This is a genomic window from Streptomyces sp. NPDC048636 (assembly GCF_040650655.1).
Lineage (GTDB): Bacteria > Actinomycetota > Actinomycetes > Streptomycetales > Streptomycetaceae > Streptomyces.
Window position 1 is genome coordinate 440,814 of sequence record NZ_JBEZHR010000003.1, and the last position, 17,854, is coordinate 458,667.

17 protein-coding genes are annotated in these 17,854 nt (G+C 73.4%); 6 read left to right on the forward strand and 11 right to left on the reverse strand.

Features of this window, described 5'->3' with window-relative positions:
- Window positions 1-14 precede the first annotated feature (14 nt).
- From AB0C66_RS12395 to AB0C66_RS12405, 3 genes are all read right to left on the reverse strand, one after another.
- Window positions 15-1,832, reverse strand: coding sequence for an L-aspartate oxidase (locus tag AB0C66_RS12395; protein WP_362436304.1), 1,818 nt, complete (start codon window positions 1,830-1,832; stop codon window positions 15-17).
- 121 nt (window positions 1,833-1,953) lie between these two features.
- The gene (panC, locus tag AB0C66_RS12400) at window positions 1,954-3,090 is read right to left on the reverse strand and encodes a pantoate--beta-alanine ligase (RefSeq protein WP_362436306.1); all 1,137 of its coding nucleotides are present in this window, start codon (window positions 3,088-3,090) and stop codon (window positions 1,954-1,956) included.
- Window positions 3,087-4,028 (reverse strand): DUF2520 domain-containing protein, encoded by a 942-nt coding sequence (locus AB0C66_RS12405; RefSeq protein ID WP_362436308.1) that lies wholly within the window; start codon window positions 4,026-4,028, stop codon window positions 3,087-3,089. The genes panC and AB0C66_RS12405 overlap by 4 nt, the downstream gene beginning before the upstream one ends.
- A gap of 149 nt (window positions 4,029-4,177) precedes the next feature.
- Here AB0C66_RS12405 and AB0C66_RS12410 point away from each other — a divergent pair, with 149 nt between their 5' ends.
- Window positions 4,178-5,407: a beta-eliminating lyase-related protein gene (locus tag AB0C66_RS12410; RefSeq protein ID WP_362436310.1), complete on the forward strand. Its 1,230-nt coding sequence runs from the start codon at window positions 4,178-4,180 to the stop codon at window positions 5,405-5,407.
- Here AB0C66_RS12410 and AB0C66_RS12415 read toward each other — a convergent pair.
- A complete protein-coding gene (locus AB0C66_RS12415; RefSeq protein WP_362436312.1) occupies window positions 5,315-5,596 on the reverse strand; it encodes a hypothetical protein in 282 nt (93 codons plus the stop codon). The genes AB0C66_RS12410 and AB0C66_RS12415 overlap by 93 nt on opposite strands.
- Window positions 5,597-5,696: 100 nt before the next feature.
- On the opposite strand from AB0C66_RS12415, the gene AB0C66_RS12420 reads away from it, so the two are divergent.
- The gene (locus AB0C66_RS12420) at window positions 5,697-6,779 is read left to right on the forward strand and encodes a DUF5937 family protein (protein ID WP_362436314.1); all 1,083 of its coding nucleotides are present in this window, start codon (window positions 5,697-5,699) and stop codon (window positions 6,777-6,779) included.
- A 44-nt stretch (window positions 6,780-6,823) separates the two neighbouring features.
- On the opposite strand, the gene AB0C66_RS12425 is transcribed toward AB0C66_RS12420, so the two are convergent.
- The gene (locus AB0C66_RS12425) at window positions 6,824-7,804 is read right to left on the reverse strand and encodes a zinc-binding dehydrogenase (protein WP_362436316.1); all 981 of its coding nucleotides are present in this window, start codon (window positions 7,802-7,804) and stop codon (window positions 6,824-6,826) included.
- A gap of 103 nt (window positions 7,805-7,907) precedes the next feature.
- Here AB0C66_RS12425 and AB0C66_RS12430 point away from each other — a divergent pair, with 103 nt between their 5' ends.
- Window positions 7,908-8,243 carry a transcriptional regulator gene (locus tag AB0C66_RS12430; protein WP_362436318.1) on the forward strand — a complete coding sequence of 112 codons (336 nt, stop codon included), beginning with the start codon at window positions 7,908-7,910 and terminating at the stop codon, window positions 8,241-8,243.
- A 67-nt stretch (window positions 8,244-8,310) separates the two neighbouring features.
- Here AB0C66_RS12430 and AB0C66_RS12435 read toward each other — a convergent pair whose 3' ends face one another.
- Together AB0C66_RS12435 and AB0C66_RS12440 are read right to left on the reverse strand one after the other, a co-directional pair.
- Window positions 8,311-9,009, reverse strand: a complete 699-nt coding sequence (locus tag AB0C66_RS12435; protein WP_362436320.1) for a response regulator transcription factor — start codon at window positions 9,007-9,009, stop codon at window positions 8,311-8,313.
- Window positions 9,010-9,149: 140 nt separating this feature from the next.
- Complete coding sequence (locus AB0C66_RS12440) at window positions 9,150-10,346, reverse strand: sensor histidine kinase (protein WP_362436322.1); 1,197 nt, start codon at window positions 10,344-10,346, stop codon at window positions 9,150-9,152.
- 145 nt (window positions 10,347-10,491) lie between these two features.
- Between AB0C66_RS12440 and AB0C66_RS12445 the strand changes: the two genes are divergently transcribed.
- Both AB0C66_RS12445 and AB0C66_RS12450 read left to right on the forward strand, forming a co-directional pair.
- Window positions 10,492-11,517, forward strand: a complete 1,026-nt coding sequence (locus tag AB0C66_RS12445) for an SAM-dependent methyltransferase (protein WP_362436673.1) — start codon at window positions 10,492-10,494, stop codon at window positions 11,515-11,517.
- Between the two features lie 60 nt (window positions 11,518-11,577).
- Window positions 11,578-12,720: an NADH-quinone oxidoreductase subunit D gene (locus tag AB0C66_RS12450; protein WP_362436324.1), complete on the forward strand. Its 1,143-nt coding sequence runs from the start codon at window positions 11,578-11,580 to the stop codon at window positions 12,718-12,720.
- Window positions 12,721-12,758: 38 nt separating this feature from the next.
- Here the strand turns inward: AB0C66_RS12450 and AB0C66_RS12455 are convergent, their stop codons facing one another.
- The 4 genes from AB0C66_RS12455 to AB0C66_RS12470 all read right to left on the reverse strand — a co-directional run bounded on the left by AB0C66_RS12455 (window position 12,759) and on the right by AB0C66_RS12470 (window position 16,523).
- On the reverse strand, window positions 12,759-13,928 hold the full coding sequence (locus tag AB0C66_RS12455) for a hypothetical protein (protein ID WP_362436326.1): 1,170 nt from the start codon (window positions 13,926-13,928) through the stop codon (window positions 12,759-12,761).
- Window positions 13,929-14,060: 132 nt separating this feature from the next.
- Window positions 14,061-15,017: an ABC transporter substrate-binding protein gene (locus AB0C66_RS12460; protein ID WP_362436328.1), complete on the reverse strand. Its 957-nt coding sequence runs from the start codon at window positions 15,015-15,017 to the stop codon at window positions 14,061-14,063.
- Window positions 15,018-15,102: 85 nt separating this feature from the next.
- Window positions 15,103-15,843 (reverse strand): ABC transporter permease, encoded by a 741-nt coding sequence (locus tag AB0C66_RS12465; protein WP_362436330.1) that lies wholly within the window; start codon window positions 15,841-15,843, stop codon window positions 15,103-15,105.
- Window positions 15,843-16,523 (reverse strand): ABC transporter permease, encoded by a 681-nt coding sequence (locus AB0C66_RS12470; protein WP_362436332.1) that lies wholly within the window; start codon window positions 16,521-16,523, stop codon window positions 15,843-15,845. Before AB0C66_RS12470 ends, AB0C66_RS12465 begins: the two co-directional genes overlap by 1 nt.
- A 139-nt stretch (window positions 16,524-16,662) precedes the next feature.
- Between AB0C66_RS12470 and AB0C66_RS12475 the strand changes: the two genes are divergently transcribed.
- Complete coding sequence (locus AB0C66_RS12475; RefSeq protein ID WP_362436334.1) at window positions 16,663-17,820, forward strand: betaine/proline/choline family ABC transporter ATP-binding protein; 1,158 nt, start codon at window positions 16,663-16,665, stop codon at window positions 17,818-17,820.
- The last annotated feature ends 34 nt before the right edge of the window (window positions 17,821-17,854 follow it).

Genomic DNA, 17,854 nt, shown 5'->3' on the forward strand with positions numbered 1-17,854 from the left:
GTCGGAGGTGCTGCTCACGGATGGGACTCCGTCTCGGTTCGAGGGGTGGGTGGGGCGACCGCGGGGCGGACGGGCGGAGGGAACGACGCGGAGTCCGTCGTACGGACGTCGAGGGAACCGCCGGGCCGCAAGGTGACCAGGAGGTGGCGGCGCCAGGCCGCGTCGTCCCGCTCGGGGCGGTCCTCGCGCCAGTGGCAGCCGCGGGTCTCCTCCCGGCGCAGGGCGGCGGCGACCAGCACCCGGGCGACGAGCAGGAGGTTGGTGGCCTCCCAGGTCTCGACGCCGGGCTCGGCCGTCTTGCCGTCGCGCCGCAGCTCGTCCACGGCGTCGTCCCGGACCTGGTCGAGCCGCTCCGCGGCGCGGGTCAGGCTCTCGGCGGAACGGAGCACCCCGGCTCCGGTGGTCATGATCCGCTGGATCGCGTACCGGGCCTCGGAGGCCAGCAGCGGCGAGGCGGTGTCCGCGGCGGCGGGCCGCGGAGCGGTGTGCGTCTCCGCCACCGGCGGCTCGGGCGGCGCGGCCAGTACGGCGGTGATGTCCGCCGCGATGCGCTCGGCGAAGACCAGGCCCTCCAGCAGGGAGTTGGAGGCCAGCCGGTTGGCGCCGTGCACTCCGGTGCAGGCCACCTCACCACACGCGTAGAGCCCCGCGACCGAGGTGCGCCCGCGCAGATCGGTGCGGACGCCACCGCTCGCGTGATGCGCGGCGGGGGCGACCGGGATGGGCTCGGTCACCGGGTCGATGCCATGGGCGCGGCAGGCGGCGAGGATGGTCGGGAAGCGCCGCTCCCACATCGGCGCCCCGAAGTGCCGGGCGTCCAGGTACATATGCTCGGCGCCCTGTTCCAGCATGCGCCGCGTGATGCCCTTGGCCACGATGTCGCGCGGGGCCAGCTCGGCCAGTTCGTGCTGACCGCGCATGAAGCGCACCCCGTCGGCGTCGACGAGATACGCGCCCTCGCCCCGCACCGCCTCCGAGACCAGCGGCTGCTGGCCCTCGGCCTCCGGGCCCAGCCACAGCACCGTGGGGTGGAACTGCACGAACTCCAGGTCGGAGATCTCCGCCCCGGCCCGCAGCGCGAGCGCGACACCGTCACCGGTGGAGACCGCGGGGTTGGTGGTCGCGGAGAAGACCTGGCCCATACCGCCGGTCGCGAGGACGACCGCGGGCGCGCGCACCGCGCCCACGCCGTCCCGCTGGCCCTCGCCCATGACGTGCAGGGTGACACCCGAGGCACGGCCGTACGCGTCCTTCAGCAGGTCCAGCACCAGCGCGTTCTCGACGGTGTCGATCCCGGCCGCGCGCACCGCGTCGACCAGGGCGCGGGAGACCTCCGCGCCCGTCGCGTCACCGCCGGCGTGGACGATCCGGCGGCGGTGGTGGCCGCCCTCGCGGGTCAGCAGGATCTCGCCGGTGGTCTCGTCGGCGTCGAAGCGGGCTCCGACGGCGATGAGCCGCCGCACCGCGTCCGGGCCCTCGGTGACCAGCGCCCGGACCGCCCGCTCATCGCAGAGCCCGGCGCCCGCGACAAGGGTGTCGTCGAGATGCTGCTCGGGGGTGTCGCCCTCGCCGAGCGCGGCGGCTATACCGCCCTGGGCCCAGCGGGTGGAGCCGTCGTCCAGCCGGGCCTTGGTGACCACGGTGACCTTCGCCCCGGCGGCGGCGCAGCGCAGCGCCACGGTCAGCCCCGCGATCCCGGAGCCGACCACGACCACATCGGCCTCGGCGGCCCAGCCGGGGGCGGGGGCGCGCAGCGCGGCGACGGGCCCGGGAGCCGGGGCGGGGTCGCCGGGGTGCCGCGGCTCGTCGTGTCGTATGGCGTCGGCCGTCATCGGATGCTCCATGGGGCCGCGAGGGCTCCGCTCGGGCATGCGCCGGGCGGAGGGGACGTCGGGCACTTCATCAGACTTGCCTCGCAGGGTCGCTTCGGTACGCATCCCCCGGGCCGCCACCTCATCGGGGGGCTCCGAACCACAGGCGGATGTTGTCAATCAGACGGGTGGCGCCGACCTTGGCGGCGACGGCGAGGACCGCCTCGCCGGTGTGGTCCTCGGGGGCCTCGGAGAAGTCCGCCGGGTCGATGAGCCCTACGTAGTCGAGCGCGAGGGGCGGTTCGAAACGGCTCGCCTCGTCGAGCACCGCGCGCGCCGCGGCCCACACCGCGGCGGGCGAGGCGACCGCTATGAGCCCGTCCGGCACGCCCGCGGGGGCACCGGGCCGCCCTGCCCCCCACGGTCCGCGCGGCCGCCCCGGAGCGTCCGGTGACACCGGAGCCCGCGGACCGTCCTGCGCCGCCGGGGTCGCTTCTGCGGCCGAGGCCGGTGGAGCCTCGGCCAGCGCATCGGTCGGCGCGTCGGTCAGCGCTTCGGCGCCCGCGCCGCGCCCCGCCGCGAGCAGACCCGCGTCCCGCCCGGCGAACAGCGCCCGGGACAGCGCGAGCGCGGTGCGGCGCTCATCCGCCGAGAGGTAACGGTTGCGGCTGGAGAGGGCGAGGCCGTCGCCCTCGCGGACGGTCGGCACGCCGACCACCTCGACCGGGAAGTTGAGATCGGCCACCATCCGCCGGATCAGCGCGAGTTGCTGTGCGTCCTTCTCTCCGAAGAACGCCACGTCGGGGCGGGTGAGATGGAGCAGCTTGGCGACGACGGTCAGCATGCCGTCGAAATGGCCGGGGCGGGAGGCGCCCTCGTACCGCTCGCCCAGCGGCCCCGCGGCGAGCCGGATCAGCGGCTCCCCGCCCGGATACACCTCGTCCAGCCGCGGGGCGAAGACGATGTCGGCGCCCGCGGCGGCCGCGACCTCCAGATCGGCGTCGAGGGTGCGCGGATAGCGGTCCAGGTCCTCACCCGCACCGAACTGGAGCGGGTTCACGAAGACGGTGACGGTCACCAGGCCCTTGGCGCCGACCCGGGCGCGGGCGGCACGGATCAGCGAGGCGTGCCCCTCGTGCAGCGCGCCCATGGTCATCACCACGGCGGCCCGCCCCGGAACGGCGAAGTGGGCGAACGCCACGTCGAAGTCGGCACGGCGGGTGTACAGCTCGACATCCGGCTCACCCGGTACGGCCCTGGTCCACAGCTTCGGGCTCATGATTCCGTCCCTCCCCGGCCCTTCCCCGGTACGTCCGAGACATCCGACAGCACACCCAGCAGGTCCTCCGCCAGCTCCGCCTTGAGCAGCCCGTGGGCGAGCGCGCGGTCCGCCGTCGTACGGGCCATCGCCAGGTATCCGGCGACCGCCTGCGGGGCGTGCCGCCGCAACTCGGCGACATGGGCCGCGACCGTGCCCGCGTCCCCGCGCGCGACCGGGCCGGTGAGCGCGGCGTCCCCGCTGCGCAGGGTGTTGTCCAGGGCGGCGCCGAGCAGCGGGCCGAGCATCCGGTCCGGGGCGCCCACCCCCGCCTCCCGCAGCAGCTCCATGGCCTGGGCGACCAGCGTGGTGAGGTGGTTGGCGCCGATGGCCAGCGCCGCGTGGTAGAGCGGGCGGGCCTCCTCCTCGATCCACTCGGGCTCACCGCCCATCTCGATCACCAGCGCCTCGGCCGCGAGACGCAGCTCCTCGGGCGCGGTGACGCCGAAGGAGCAGCCCGCGAGCCGCTGGACGTCCACCGAGGTGCCGGTGAAGGTCATCACCGGGTGCAGCGCGAGGGGCAGCGCACCGGCCCGCAGCGCGGGGTCCAGCACCCCGACGCCGTACCGCCCCGAGGTGTGCACCAGCAGCTGGCCGGGGCGGATCGCGCCGGTCTCGGCCAGCCCGGCGACCAGCTCGGGCAGGGCGTCGTCGGGGACGGTGAGCAGCACCAGCTCGGCCCGTGCCAGCACCTCGGCTGGCGGCACGACGGGGACTCCGGGAAGCAGCTCGGCGGCCCGGCGCACGGAGGCGTCGGAGACCCCGGAGGCGGCCACCGGACGGTGCCCGGCCAGGCGCAGCGAGGCGGCGAGGGCCGGGCCGACACGGCCCGCGCCGACGACCCCTACGGTGAGCCGGGCGGGGCGGTCCCGCGGCTCGGGAAGTGGTTGTGCGTTCACGCGACAGCGGCCTTCCGTTCCAGTCCTCAGGGGGTACCGGACGTTTCCCCGCCATGCTACGCGAGTGTCCCGGAGCGGCCCGGGGCGCGTCCCCAGCCCTGTGGAAAACCGTGTGGTCCGGCGGTCCCCGGTACGCCATGATCGGGCCCATGGCGGAGAACGGCGGCACGGGCGGCGGCAGCGACCGCGATACGGGTAACGGCGCGGACGGCGCGATCCGCGCGGAGCACGAACGGCGGGCGGCGCGGGACCGCAGACTCGCCGCCTGGCGCGCCTCCGAGCGGACGCTCGCGCGCGGTCCCGCGGAGAGCCGGATCGGCGAGCGGCTGGCCCGGCTCGCGGCCGAGCCGCCCACCGGCCACGACCTGGACACCTGGGTGGACCTCTACGGCGACGGCATCGTGGAGGAGCTGGAGCGGCGGGTCGCCGGACTGCTCGGCATGGAATCCGCGGCGTTCTTCCCCACCGGCACCATGGCCCAGCAGATCGCCCTGCGCTGCTGGGCGGGGCGCACCGGCAACGCCCTGGTGGCGGTGCATCCGCTGGCCCACCTGGAGGTCCACGAACGGGACGCGTATCTGACGGTGAGCGGACTGCGCGCGGTGCGCCCGACGACCGAGCCGCGGCCGCCCACCGCGGAGGAGATCCGCGACCTCGACGAGCCCTTCGGCACCCTGGCCCTCGAACTGCCGCTGCGCGACGCGGGCTTCGTCCTGCCCCGGTGGGACGAGCTGGTGGACGTCGTGGACGCCGCGCGGGAGCGGGACGCGGTGGTCCACTTCGACGGGGCCCGGCTGTGGGAGTCCACCGTCCACTTCGGCCGCGCGCTGCCGGAGATCGCGGCCCTCGCGGACACCGTGTACGTGTCGTTCTACAAGTCCCTCGACGGCCTCTCGGGGGCCGCGCTGGCCGGTCCCGAAAGCCTGATCGCGGAGGCGAAGGCATGGCGGCACCGGTACGGCGGAACGCTGTTCCAGCAGTGGCCCGCCGTGCTCAGCGCGCTGGCCGGGCTGGAGCGCGAACTGCCGCGGCTGCCGTCGTATGTGGCTCACGCGCGGGCCGTGGCCGGGGCGCTGCGCGAGGCGTTCGCGGCGGCGGGGGTGGCGTGGTCGCGGATCCACCCCGAGGTGCCGCACACCCACCAGTTCCAGGTGTGGCTGCCGTATCCGGCGCGGACGCTGGACGAGGCGGGGGTGCGGCTGGCGGAGGAGACCCGGACCACGCTCTTCCACCGCTGGCACGAGCCGGGGCCGCCCGGGCTCGCCGTGACGGAGGTGACGGTGGCCTCACCCGCACTGGACTGGACGGCCGAGGACGTCACAGCCGCCGCGGACGCCTTCCTGACCCGGGTCCGGGAGATCGCCGCGGCGGACGGCTGAGCCACCGCGGCGCACCATCCGGGCCAGCCGCGCCCGCAGCGCCCCGGGCCGGGCACGGGTCCGGTCGGCGCGGTACTCGCGCAGCTCCCGCACGGTGCGCCAGTCGTCGCGGCCCGGGGCGGGCGGGGCGGGTTCGCCGCGCCGGGCGGCCCGGTAGAGGTCGAGTGCGTACTGCTGGGTGAGGGTCATGACCGGCAGACTCCGCCCGGCCGCCGCGCCCGGTCACGTCGTTTGACGATCGCCGTCAAACGACGGTCCCGAGCGGCCGGACGCCCCGCACCATAGGACCATGGCCAACGTCATCGACATCGCCGGACTGCCGCCCGAGCGCGTTGTCTTCAGCCCGTCCCCGCTCGCCGAGCTGGGCGCCGCCCTCCATGTGCTCTCCGAGCCCGGCCACCACCCGGGGCTGCACGGCTGGGCCACCGCCACGGCGTCGGGGCTGAAGCCGGACCTCGCGGACCGGCTCCACGAGGCCGACTTCCTATGGCGTTCGGCCCGCTGCGACCTGCTGCTCCCGGCCCGCCCCGGGGCCACGCTCACCGAGGAGCTGGACGCGCTGGACCGGCTCGACGACGAGACGTATCTGACGGCGGCCTTCGAGATCAGCTGCTCGATCTCGTACACCCGGTGCAGGCCCTCACCGCTGGTCGACGCAGGAGCCCGGGCCCGGGTCCGGGAGATGGCGGCGGCCCGCGGCCCCCGTCAGGCGGCCTTCGTCGACCGGATGCTGAAGGACCCGGACGAGCTGCGGGTGTGGCTGCGACGGCTGCTGGAAGACTGCCAGCAGGCGTTCTTCGCCGACACCTGGCAGCGGGTGCGGCTCCAACTGGCCGCCGACGCCCGTCACAAGGCCGAGCTGCTCCAGCGCAAGGGGTTGGCCGAGGCCCTGACGGCGGCGTCGGCCGCGCTGTCACTGTCCGAGGACGGCGACCAGGTCGTGGCCGACAAACTGGTCGCCGGCCGGACGACGGCCGCGGGCGAGGGCCTCACCCTCATCCCGACCGCCTTCGGCTGGCCCCATCTGCTCGTCGTACAGGCGCCCGGCTGGCGGCCGGTGATCCAGTACCCGGTCGGCTCCCCCGAACTCCCCGCCCCCGCGGCCCTGGAGCTCGTCCAGCTCCGTCTTGAGGCCCTGGCCCACCCGATGCGGATGCGGCTGTGCCGCACCCTGGCCCGCGGCCCGCACACCACCGGCGAACTGTCCGAGGCCCACGGCATCACACCCCCGGAGGTCTCCCGCCACATCGCCGTCCTCAACAAGGCCGGTCTCCTCACCACCCGCCGCCGCGGCCGCTACGTCCTCCACCAACTGGACCTCACGTCGGTGGCCCGCCTGGGCACGGACTTCCTGGAAACCGTCCTCCGCTGACGCACGCCCGGCGAGGCTCGGGGCGGCATCGCCCGGCCCCGGGGTCAGGCGGCCGCGACGTGGAGCAGGAGCTTGCCCGTGGTGGTGCGGGTTTCGATGAGGCGGTGTGCCTCGGACGCCTCGGCCAGGGGGAATTCGGCGGTGATGGGCAGCTCGACCTTGCCCTCCGCGACCGGGCGGAAGGCGCGCTCCGCGAGGGGGCGCAGGGCGCTGGGGTGCGCGGCCGCGAGGTTGATGATGGAGAAGCCGGAGACCGTACGGGCACCCGTGTACAGCTCGCCCGGACCGGCCTGCCAGGGCGCCTCGCCGCTCGCGTTGCCGAACGAGACGAGGCGGCCGAAGACGGCGAGGGCGTCCAGGGTGCGGCGGAGGGTGTCGCCCCCGACCGGGTCGAGCGCGAGGTCCACCCCGCGTCCGCCGGTGGCCGCGCGGACCTCCTCGGGGAAGCCGTCGCCGACGAACACCTCGTCGTAGCCGTACTTCAGCGCCTCCCCGGCCTTCTCCGCGCTGGAGACGACGCCGTAGACCTTCCCGGCCCCGGCCAGCCGCGCCATCTGCCCGGCCACCGTGCCGACGCCGCCCGCCGCGCCCTGGACGAGAACGGACTCGCCCTCGCGGAGCCGTCCCAGCTCATGCAGCAGAGCCTGGACGGTGGGCAGTACGGTCGGCAGGGTGGCGGCGGTGCGCAGTGAGACACCGTCGGGAACGGGGAGGACGGTCTCGGCGGGTACGGCCACGACCTCCGCGTACGCCCCCGACGTCATGAACGCGGTGACCTCCTGGCCGACCCTCAGCCCCGTGACGCCGTCCCCGACCGCGCGGATCCGGCCGGACGCCTCCAGGCCGGGGGTGAACGGGAAGCCGCCGACCTGGTACCCGACGGAGCGGGCCTTGAGGTCCGCGAAGTTGACGCCCGCGTAGGCGACGTCGATGGTCACCTCACCGGGCCCGGGCGACGGCTCCGCCACCTCGGCGAGGCGCAGCACCTCCGGCCCACCCAGCTCTTCCAGAACGACCGCACGCATGCCGGACTCCTCCGCCTAGACTGTTCAAGCAACAGCGAACAGCCGTGAGTGTACGCATCTCATCGAACACTCGGCAAGGGCGGCAGAACGGCGGAGGAGAGCGATGAGCCAGCGGAGCCACCGGGCCGCGCCCGAGCACACCCACCCCGACGACGTCCCCGTGCAGACCGCCCTCGCGGCGCTCGCCGATCCGGTGCGGATCCAGCTGGTCCGCGAGCTGGCCGGGGCGGCCGACTGGGAGCGCGCCTGCGGGACCTTCGATGTGCCCGTGGGCAAGGCCGCGCTCAGCCACCACTTCTCGGTGCTGCGCGCGGCCGGGCTGATCGAGCAGCGCGACGCGGGCCCCAAGCGGGTCAACCGGCTGCGGCGGCCGGAGTTCGACGAGCGCTTCCCCGGCCTGCTCGACCTGATCCTGCGCGACCACCGGCCCGGCGTCTGACCGGCGGGACGGACCCGTGAGGCCCGAGGCGGGCCGACCGGCGCGAAAGGGCTCGGCCGAAGGGCCGTCAGGCGCGCGGGCCGCCCGCCCGGATCAGCCCCGACTCGTACGCCATCACCACCACCTGCACCCGGTCGCGCAGCTCCAGCTTGGTCAGGATGCGGCCCACATGGGTCTTCACCGTGGCCTCCGAGAGCACCAGCCGCGCCGCGATCTCCCCGTTCGACAGCCCCTGCGCCACCAGCATCATCACCTCGCGCTCCCGCTCGGTCAGCCGCCCCAGCTCCGGCCGGGCCGCACCGCCCGTCCCGGCGGTACCGGCGCCGCCTCCCGCGCCCGGCAGCATCGGCGCGAAGCGGTCCAGCAGCCGCCGGGTGGTGCTGGGCGCCACCACGGCGTCCCCGCTGTGCACCGCGCGGATGGCCGCGAGCAGTTCGCCCGGCGGCACATCCTTGAGCATGAAGCCCCCGGCCCCCGCCTTGAGCGCCGAGAAGGCGTACTCGTCGAGGTCGAAAGTGGTCAGGATGAGCACCTTCGGGGCGCCCTCGCGCTCACATATGCGCCGGGTCGCCTCCACCCCGTCCAGCTTCGGCATCCGGACGTCCATGAGGACCACGTCCACCTCGGTGGCGCGCAGCGCCTCCAGGGCCTCCACCCCGTCCCCCGCCTCGGCGACGACCTCCATATCGGGCTGGGCGGCGAGCACCATCCGGAAGCCGGTGCGCAGCAGCACTTGGTCATCGACGAGCATGACGCGGATCGACATCCGGTCGGTCCTTCCCTCGGGCCTGTGGCACGGCACCAACTGGTCCCGCACGGGCGAATCTATGCCGATGTGTGGTGGGTGTGCGCCTGCTCCGGCGCTCACCCCGTCCGCCGAAGCGCTCAGCCGGTCCGGCGAAGCGCTCAGCCGTTGGGCCGCAGCGGCAGCAGGGCGCTGACCCGGAAGCCGCCCCCCGGCCGCGGACCCGCGTCGAGCGTGCCGCCCACCATGCCGACCCGCTCCCGCATCCCGATCAGTCCGTGCCCCTGGCCGTCGGCCCCGCCGTCCTCGTACATCTCGCGGCGCGAACCCCGTCCGTCGTCCTCGACCAGCAGTCCGAGCCCGTCGTCGAAGTAGGTGAGGCGCACACTCGCGCCGACGTCCGGACCGCCGTGCTTACGGGTGTTGGTCAGGGCCTCCTGCACGATGCGGTACGCGGTCAGCTCCACCCCGCTGGGGAGCTGGCGCGGACTGCCCACGACCTTGAAGTCCACCGGCAGCCCCGCCCCGCGCACCTGCTCGACCAGGTCGTCGATCTGCTCGACATCCGGCTGCGGCACATAGTCGCTCTCCTCGCCCGGCTCCCCGGTGCGCAGCACCCCCAGCAGCCGCCGCATCTCGGCGAGCGCCTGGCGGCCGGTGCCCGAGATCGTCTCCAGCGCCTGCCGGGCCTGCTCGGGCGAGGAGTCGAGGACGTACGCGGCACCGTCCGCCTGGACCACCATCACCGACACGTTGTGCGCGACGACATCGTGCAGCTCCCGGGCGATCCGGGCCCGCTCACCGGCCACCGCCACCTTCGCCTGCGCCTCCCGCTCCTTCTCCAGCCGGGCGGCACGCTCCTCCAGCTGTGCCCAGTAGGCACGGCGGGTACGCATCGAGTCGCCGAGCACCCAGGCCAGCACGAACGGAATGGTGACGAAGATCGTCGAGACCAGGGACTGCCATCCGGTCTGCTGCTCATCGGGCCACCGCAGGGTCGCCAGGGCCGTCGCGCTGAGCGCTCCGGCGAGGGCGAAGCGGGAGTAGCCGCGTGACGCGTTGGCCGCGGCGGTGTAGACGATCAGCAGCAGGGCGAGATCGGCCGGGTTCGGCTCGAGGTTCAGCAGGAGCTGGACGACCCCGCAGACGGTGGCCAGCACCAGCATCTTCTCGGGGGCGCGGCGGCGCAGCGCCACGGTCGTACACAGGGCCAGGATCACCGGCACCACGACGATCCGGGACTCGGCCCCCAGAGAAGCCTCCACGTACCAGAGCATGCCGACGCCGAACAGGAGGACGGCCCAGAAGGTGTCCACCCCTGTCGGGTGACGGCGGAGAAAATCGTAGAGGCGCTGCACGTCACCCAGCGTAGGCACGGTGGATACCCTGATGGGTCAGACCGAGGGGCGATCCGTGCCGCCGCCTCCTACTCCGGAAGGTGGACACGGCTCCGTTTCGGACCCCGCCCGGCGTGACGTCTAGCGTGGCGGTGTGGCGAACGAGATGCGCGACGCATGGCGGGGGTGGCGCACCGCGGCCGAAGAGGCGCTCTACGGGCCGGAAGGCTTCTTCCGGCGTGCGGAAGGACCCGCCGGGCACTTCCGCACCTCGGTCCATGCCTCGCCCCTCTACGCACGGGCCGTCGCGGAGCTGCTGGCCCGGGTCGACGAGGCCCTGGGGCGGCCGGCCGAGCTGACCCTGGTGGACATGGGCGCGGGCCGCGGTGAGCTGCTGACCGCGGTACTGGCCCTGGCGCCCGGGATGCCGCACGGGCGGGCGGCGCGGCTGCGGCTGTGCGCGGTGGAGCGGGCGGCGCGCCCCGCCGGGATCGACGCCCGGATCGAGTGGCACGGCGCCCCGCCGGACGGGGTGACGGGGCTGCTCTTCGCCAACGAGTGGCTGGACAACGTCCCGGTGGACGTCGCCGAGACCGACGCCGACGGGGTGGTGCGCCGGGTCGAGGTCACCGCGGTGGACGGCACCGAACGGCTCGGCCCGCCGGTGGACGGCGCCGACGCCGACTGGCTGGCCCGCTGGTGGCCGCTGGACGGCGCCGAACCGGGCTGCCGCGCCGAGATCGGCCGCCCGCGCGACGCGGCGTGGGCGGGGGCCGTGGCCTCCGTACGGGCGGGGCTCGCGGTCGCCGTCGACTACGCGCACGAACGCGCCGCCCGGCCGCCCTTCGGCACGCTCACCGGCTTCCGGGACGGCCGTGAGGTACGGCCCGTCCCCGACGGCTCCTGCGATCTCACGGCGCATGTGGCGCTGGACGCGTGCGCCGCTGCCGCGGGCGGGGAGCGGCCCCCGCGGCTGCTGTCCCAGCGGGAGGCGCTGCGCGCCCTGGGCGTCGAGGGCGGCCGTCCGCCGCTCGCCCTGGCCTCGCGGGACCCGGCGGCCTACGTCCGGGCGCTGAGCGCGGCGGGCGAGGCGGCGGAGCTGACCGATCCGGCGGGGCTGGGCGGCTTCGGCTGGCTGCTCCAGCCCGTGGGCCCGGCCTGCGCGGGCCCCGGCGGCCCGCTGGGGCCATGAGGGCCCACGAGGCGCCGGAGCCCTGACGGGCCGCTCGGGGCGAGCTGACAGACTGGTCCCATGACGGAGACGACAGTCGGCATCGGCGGCGCCGCGGAGAGCACCGACATGGTGCTCAACATCGGCCCTCAGCACCCCTCCACCCATGGAGTGCTACGGCTGCGGCTCGTCCTGGACGGGGAGCGGATCGAGCATGCCGAGCCGGTGATCGGCTATATGCACCGCGGCGCCGAGAAGCTCTTCGAGGCGCGCGACTACCGCCAGATCATCATGCTCGCCAACCGCCATGACTGGCTCTCCGCCTTCTCCAACGAACTGGGCGTCGTCCTCGCCGTGGAGCGGATGCTCGGCATGGAGGTCCCCGAGCGCGCGGTGTGGACGCGCACCCTGCTCGCCGAGTTGAACCGGATACTCAACCACCTGATGTTCCTCGGCTCCTACCCCCTGGAGCTGGGCGGCATCACGCCGATCTTCCACGCGTTCCGGGAGCGCGAGGACCTCCAGCACGTCATGGAGGAGGTCTCCGGCGGCCGGATGCACTACATGTTCAACCGGGTCGGCGGCCTCAAGGAGGACCTCCCGGCGGGCTGGCTCGGCCGGGCCCGGCAGGCCGTGGCCGAGGTGCGTTCGCGGATGGACGTCTACGACCGGCTGGTGATCGGAAACGAGATCTTCCGTGGCCGCACCCGCGGTATCGGCACCCTGTCCCGGGAGGCGGTCCACGCCTACGGGGTCAGCGGGCCGATCGCACGCGGCTCGGGCGTCGACTTCGACCTGCGGCGCGACGAGCCGTACCTGGCCTACGGGGAGCTCCAGGACACCCTGAAGGTCGTGGTGCGCGAGGAGGGCGACTGCCTCGCCCGCTTCGAATGTCTGCTGGAGCAGACCCACAACTCGCTGGAGCTGGCCGCCGTCTGTCTGGACCGGCTGGCCGAACTGCCGCCCGGGCCGATCAACCAGCGGCTGCCCAAGGTGCTCAAGGCCCCCGAGGGCCACACCTACGCCTGGACCGAGAACCCGCTCGGCATCAACGGCTACTACCTCGTCTCCAAGGGCGAGAAGACGCCGTACCGGCTGAAGCTCCGCTCGGCCTCGTACAACAACATCCAGGCCCTCACCGAGCTCCTGCCGGGCACGCTGGTGGCCGACATGGTGGCGATCCTGGGCTCGATGTTCTTCGTCGTCGGCGACATCGACAAGTAGACGGGCGGACGGAAGCGGCGCGGCCGCCGCTCCCACGGTCACGAGATCGCGCTGCGCAGCTCCGCGATCTCGATCTGCTCGGTCTCGTCGTGTGCCGTCAGGTCGATGACCTCACCCGCCGCGGACTTCTCGGACTCGGCCATCGTCTCCGCGCCGATCACATCGGCGAGGTCCTCCTCGGCCGCCGTGTCGGCGGCGGACGCGGCGGCCTCGGTCGCGGCGTCCTGGGGCCGCTGCCTCTTCGGCTGCTTCTTCTGGGTACCGAAATAGTCGAAGCCGGACTCGGTGCGGGCCGCGGCCCGGCGGGCGGTGGCGTAGGGCACCACTGCCGAGGCGACCGTACGGGCATGGCTGCGCGGCTCCGGCGGGCCGTCGCGCTCGTCGGCCGCCGGGGACTTCCCCGGTGCGGCGGCACCGTCCTTGTCGTGGTCCTCGCCCCGGTCGTCCCGGCGGCCCCCGGCCGCGTCGGGCTCCGCGGTGTCCTGCCCGGCGGCCGTCTGCCGCCGCTCGCGGTCCTCCCGCTGGCGACGCGCGTTGGGCACCAGCCTGCTCAGCGCCCCGTCGGCCTTGGCGTACGCCTCGGCGGTGGGCGCGGCGACGGCGGGCTCGGAAGTGGCGGGCTCGGAAGTGGCGGGCTCGGAGACGTCGGACGTCGCGGCGGCCTCCGCCGGTTCGGCGTCGGCGGACCCGGCGGTACCGGATTCCCCGGGCCCGGCAGCGGACGGTCCCGCCTCCAGCCCGCGCGGCGGAACCGCGGCCTCCAGAGCGAGCCGACGGCGGCCCTCCAGGGCGCTGGCGCGCTCGGTCTCCGCCGTGGCGTACCGGCGCAGCAGTTCGGCGTGCTCGTTGCGCAGCCGGGCCAGCTCGGCCCGCTTGGCCCGCAGCTTGACGTTGAGCGCGGAGCGGAGCTCGGCCGACTTCTCGGCGTCCGCCTCGAGGTCCGCGATCCGCTCCTCGTACTTCAGCTCCTGGCGCGCGGTCTCGCTCGCGGCCTCCGCGACCCGGCGGCCGGCCGCGCGGTCCCAGCGGCGCATCAGCACCGCTCCGACGACCGCCGCGGCCGCCGCCGTCGCGACGAGCCCACGGATCACGACCGTATCGCCGACCAGCCAGGCACCACCGGCGCAGGCTATTGACGCACCGGCGACCGACAGCGGAGTGAGGAGCCTGTGCAGCGGTGGGGATTGGCGGTGGCGTCCACGTGGCATGGCCCGAAACTTACCTTGCAGAGGGGTCGCTTGGGTGCCCGCCGGGCCAGATCTGTTGTCAATCCGTTGACAAAAACCGCCGGGCCGCCGGGCCGTGCCCGCTTCCGGGCAGCGACACCCGGGCGATGGCCCCTACTTCACCAGCCCCTTGTCCTTGAGGTAGTCGGCGGCGACCTCGGCCGGCTTGAGCCGCTCGGCATCAACCTTCTTGTTGAGCTCGGTGAGATCGGCCGTCGTCAGTACACCGCTCAACTTGTTCAGCGTGTCGGCGACCTTCTTCGATCCCGCGGACTTCGCATTCACCACCGGAAGCACGTTGTCGGCGTTCTGGAGATTCTTGTCGTCGTCCAGCAGGACCAGCCCGAACTGGTCGAGGGTGGCGTCCGTGGTGGTGGTCAGGAGCATCTGGTCCTTGCCGTCCTTGACCGCCTGCTTGGCCTGAACACTGCCGATGTCCAGCGGGTCGATCCCGGCGACATCGATACCGTAGGTCTTCTCCAGACCCGGCTGGCAGAACGGCCGCTTCGGGCATTCGTCACCCGCCGCCAGCGTCACCTTCTGCTTGGACTTCCCCAGGTCGGACAGGGTCTTCAGATGGTGCTTCCGGGCGAAGTCCGCTCTGACCGCGAACGCGTTCTGGTCCACCGCCTTGCCGGGCTTGAGCACCTTCAGCCCGCGCGGCCCGGCCAGCTTCTCCAGCGCCGCGACCGTCTCGCCGACGTCCGAGGAGGCCACCGGCTTCGCATTCGGCCCGTTCTTCTTCTGGTTGAGGAATTCGGCGAGCGTCGCCGCGTACTCCGGCACCACATCCATCTGGCCCTTCTCCAGGGCCGGTTCATACAGCTCCCGGGTGTCGACCGTCTTGATACTGGTGGAATACCCCGCGTCCTCCAGAAGGCCCGCGTACAACTCGGCGAGGACCTTCGATTCGGCGAACGAGGCGGTGCCGATCACCAGTGAGCCCTTGCCCGGCTTCCCGGAGCTGTCACCGCCTCCGGACTTCTCCAGGCTGTCGCCGCCACATGCGGTCAGACCGGCCGCCAGCGCGACAACACCCGCCGTGGCCGCCACCCGATAGATCTTGCTCATGGGTTCCCCATCCATAGATTTCCGGACGTTCTCCGTCGTGGGACGCCGTTGGCCCACCACTGCTGCTATAGCGACCCGGCCGACCTCAGTGCGTCTTGAGCACCGGTGACTTCGGCGCCTGGTCGGCGGGCGGGCGGTAGGCGGCCGGAGACCGCCGCCCCGTCCTGCGCCGCATCGGGTCGAGCGCCAGCCCCAGCAGCACGAACACCCCCTCGACCAGCAGGGCGAGGGCCGCGACCAGCACCGCCCCGGCCACCACCTGAGGGGTGTCGGTGAGCCGGAATCCGGCCGTGATGATCCGGCCGAGACCGCCGCCGCCCGGCAGCGCCGCCAGTGTCGCGGTCGCCACGACCTGCACCGCCGCGGTCCGTACGCCCGTCATGATCAGCGGGAAGGCGAGCGGCAGCTCGACCCTGCGGATCAGCTGGCCGCCCGTCATCCCCATCCCCCGGGCGGCCTCGACGACCTCCCGGTCCGCCTCGCTCACCCCGACATAGGCGTTGGTGAGCACCGGCGGGATCGCGAACAGCACCAGCGCGATGATCGTGGGCCACTGGCCGTGCGACCCCAGCGGGCTGAGCAACAGCAGCACCAGCACCGCGAAGGTGGGCACAGCGCGGCCCGCGTTGGAGATATTGACCGCGATGGCCCCGCCCTTGCCGAGGTGCCCGAGCAGCACGGCGATCGGCAGCGCGACGGCGCAGGCGATCGCCAGACAGACGAACGTCAGATACAGGTGCTGGCCCAGCCGGTGCCACACCCCGTCGGTGCCCGCCCAGTGCGACCCGGTGGCAAGCCAGGTCCACGCCTCGCCCACGACGCCCATCAGGCGGCCCTCCTCCTCTTACGGGCCCACGGCGTCAGCAGCCGCTGCACGCCGAGCAGGGCCACGTCCGCCACCACCGCCAGCGCCACGCACAGCACCGAGGCGGTGAGCACCTGCGCCTTGAAGAAGCTGCGCATCCCCTCGTAGATGAGGTTGCCGAGCCCGCCGTAGCCGATGATCGCGCCGACCGTGGTCAGCGAGACCGTGGAGACGGTGGTGATCCTCAGCCCCGCCATCACGGCGGGCAGCGCGAGCGGCAGCTCGACGCCGAACAGCAGCCGCAGCGGTCCGTACCCCATACCGCGGGCCGCCTCCCGTGCCTCCTCGGGCACCGAGGCGAGTCCGGCCATGATGTTGCGCACCAGGATGGTCAGTGAGTAGAGCACCAGACCGGTGATCACCACCGCGACGGACACCCCGAACACGGGCAGCAGCAGGGAGAACATCGCCAGCGACGGCACCGTGTAGAGGATCGTGGTCATGCCCAGCACCGGACCCGCCACCACCCGCCAGCGGCGGGCCAGCAGCGCGAGCGGAAAGGCGACCAGCAGTCCGATCGCTACCGACGCGAGGGTGATCCAGACGTGCTGGAGCGTCGCGTCCGTCAGCTCCTGGCTGCGTGTGCGCACATACTCGCCGCATATCCACTCGTTGCTGATCAGACAGTTCCGGTCCGCCATACGCTCACCTCCCCCATCAGGCCGCAGCCACCTGGTCGTCACAATTCCTGGTGACCCTAACCCCGAGAGATGACAATCTCGTCCGATCGCCACACAACAGCAACAATGTCTGCCACGAATGCGGCAACAATGGGGAGCCATGATCCGTTTCGAGCATGTCACCAAACGCTACGCCGACGGCACGACGGCCGTGGACGACCTGTCCTTCGAGGTCGCGGAGGGCGAGCTGGTCACGCTCGTCGGGCCGTCGGGCTGCGGTAAGACCACCACCATGAAGATGGTCAACCGGCTGATCGAACCGACCTCGGGCCGGATCCTGGTGGAGGACGGGGACATCGCCGAGGCGGATCCGGTCCAGCTCCGTCGCCGTATCGGCTATGTCATTCAGCAGGTCGGTCTGTTTCCGCACAAGACCGTACTGGAGAACACCGCAACCGTTCCCCATCTGCTGGGCTGGCAGCGCAGAAGGGGCCGGGACCGCGCCGCCGAACTGCTCGACCTGGTCGGGCTCGACCCCTCGGTCTACGGCGACCGCTACCCCGACCAGCTCTCCGGCGGCCAGCGACAGCGGGTCGGGGTGGCCAGGGCGCTGGCCGCCGATCCGCCGGTGCTGCTGATGGACGAACCGTTCGGCGCCGTCGACCCGGTCGTCCGCGAACATCTCCAGACCGAGTTCCTGCGGCTTCAGTCACAGGTGCGCAAGACCGTGCTCTTCGTGACCCATGACATCGAGGAGGCGGTCCGGCTCGGTGACCGGATCGCGGTCTACGGCTCCGGGCGGATCGAGCAGTTCGACACCCCGGCCTCGGTGCTGGGCGCGCCCGCCACCCCGTATGTCGCCGACTTCGTCGGGGCGGACCGCGGGCTGAAGCGGCTCTCGGTCACCCCCATCGAACCGGGCGATCTGGAACAGCCCCCGGTGGTCCACCTCGACGACCCGCTGCCCAAGGCCGCCGCCCGGCTGGCCGCGGACGGGGCGCGCTGGGCCGTGGTCCTGGACGACGCGGACCGGCTGCACGGCTGGATCCCGGCGGACGCGGCCGACGGCACCCAGGGGACGGTCCGGGACCACGCCCGCCGCATGGAGGCATGGCTTCCGGTGGGGGCGCCGCTGAAGCAGGCGTTCAGCCAGATGCTCCAGCACGACGCGGGCTGGGTCGCGGTCCTCGACGGCGAGCGCTTCCTCGGCGTCCTCACCCCGGCCCGGCTGCACGAGGCGCTGCGCCGCTCAATCGACGCGGACGCGGGCGGGATCGCCCGCGGCGATGTGGACCTCCAGACGGTGGCGGACGTCTAGGGGTCATCTCCGGCGCCCCGGGGCCGGGCGGTCA

Excerpts from the sequence above, each read along its gene's own strand:
- AB0C66_RS12395 (WP_362436304.1), bottom strand. The coding sequence starts at position 1,832 with ATGACGGCCGACGCCATACGACACGACGAGCCGCGGCACCCCGGCGAC.
- panC (WP_362436306.1), bottom strand. The coding sequence starts at position 3,090 with ATGAGCCCGAAGCTGTGGACCAGGGCCGTACCGGGTGAGCCGGATGTC.
- AB0C66_RS12410 (WP_362436310.1), top strand. The coding sequence starts at position 4,178 with ATGGCGGAGAACGGCGGCACGGGCGGCGGCAGCGACCGCGATACGGGT.
- AB0C66_RS12415 (WP_362436312.1), bottom strand. The coding sequence starts at position 5,596 with ATGACCCTCACCCAGCAGTACGCACTCGACCTCTACCGGGCCGCCCGG.
- AB0C66_RS12420 (WP_362436314.1), top strand. The coding sequence starts at position 5,697 with ATGGCCAACGTCATCGACATCGCCGGACTGCCGCCCGAGCGCGTTGTC.
- AB0C66_RS12425 (WP_362436316.1), bottom strand. The coding sequence starts at position 7,804 with ATGCGTGCGGTCGTTCTGGAAGAGCTGGGTGGGCCGGAGGTGCTGCGC.
- AB0C66_RS12430 (WP_362436318.1), top strand. The coding sequence starts at position 7,908 with ATGAGCCAGCGGAGCCACCGGGCCGCGCCCGAGCACACCCACCCCGAC.
- AB0C66_RS12435 (WP_362436320.1), bottom strand. The coding sequence starts at position 9,009 with ATGTCGATCCGCGTCATGCTCGTCGATGACCAAGTGCTGCTGCGCACC.
- AB0C66_RS12445 (WP_362436673.1), top strand. The coding sequence starts at position 10,492 with ATGCGCGACGCATGGCGGGGGTGGCGCACCGCGGCCGAAGAGGCGCTC.
- AB0C66_RS12450 (WP_362436324.1), top strand. The coding sequence starts at position 11,578 with ATGACGGAGACGACAGTCGGCATCGGCGGCGCCGCGGAGAGCACCGAC.
- AB0C66_RS12455 (WP_362436326.1), bottom strand. The coding sequence starts at position 13,928 with ATGCCACGTGGACGCCACCGCCAATCCCCACCGCTGCACAGGCTCCTC.
- AB0C66_RS12460 (WP_362436328.1), bottom strand. The coding sequence starts at position 15,017 with ATGAGCAAGATCTATCGGGTGGCGGCCACGGCGGGTGTTGTCGCGCTG.
- AB0C66_RS12465 (WP_362436330.1), bottom strand. The coding sequence starts at position 15,843 with ATGGGCGTCGTGGGCGAGGCGTGGACCTGGCTTGCCACCGGGTCGCAC.
- AB0C66_RS12470 (WP_362436332.1), bottom strand. The coding sequence starts at position 16,523 with ATGGCGGACCGGAACTGTCTGATCAGCAACGAGTGGATATGCGGCGAG.
- AB0C66_RS12475 (WP_362436334.1), top strand. The coding sequence starts at position 16,663 with ATGATCCGTTTCGAGCATGTCACCAAACGCTACGCCGACGGCACGACG.